We start from the raw sequence: 618 nt of genomic DNA on the forward strand, positions 1-618 counted from the left end.
TTGCATATAATCTTTTATTATTTTTGCAAGTATAATAATCACCATCATAGTTATAGTTCATGTTTTCTATTCTACTTATATCATTTCTATATTTTCGAGTTTTAGATATTTCATAATTAGCAGGCTTGATAAATGCTATCTGATTATTATTTTCTATGTATGAGTAATTTTCCTCACTTTCGTATCCGGCATCAGCAACGATTTTTAAATATTTAAAATTTAAATGCTTTTCCATGCTTTCTAGAAAAGGAATTAATGTTGTGGTATCAGTGGGTTGTGGTCCTATTGTTAACCATGTTATGTATTCAGAATCAACACCATGTTGTAAATTATATGCCGGTTTAAGTTGTCCATTTTTCATTGCATCTTCTTTCATCCTCATGAAAGTAGCGTCAGTATCTGTTTTTGAATAACTATTACGATTACCACATAAGTGTATTTTATTAGTGTATTCTTTAAATTTTTTATGATAATCCTCAAGGGTTTCTATCGAACGCTGCAAAGCAGTTTTTCTTTTTCCCTTTCCATGAACAAATCCAATTCCTTCAGTTTTTTTTATTGAATATAGCTTCTTCCTTAATTTCTTAACATGCTTCATTTCAACACTATTATTATGGA

At 28.8% G+C, this 618-nt stretch carries 1 protein-coding gene; it reads right to left on the minus strand.

The features are described 5' to 3' along the window. Positions 1 to 598 (minus strand): transposase (locus HF850_RS15405; RefSeq protein ID WP_347564445.1); only part of this gene is annotated, 598 nt, incomplete at its 3' end. Positions 599 to 618 lie beyond the last annotated feature (20 nt).

Origin of the sequence: Clostridium sp. SM-530-WT-3G (genome assembly GCF_012843905.1) — a bacterium.
Lineage (GTDB): Bacteria > Bacillota > Clostridia > Clostridiales > Clostridiaceae > Clostridium.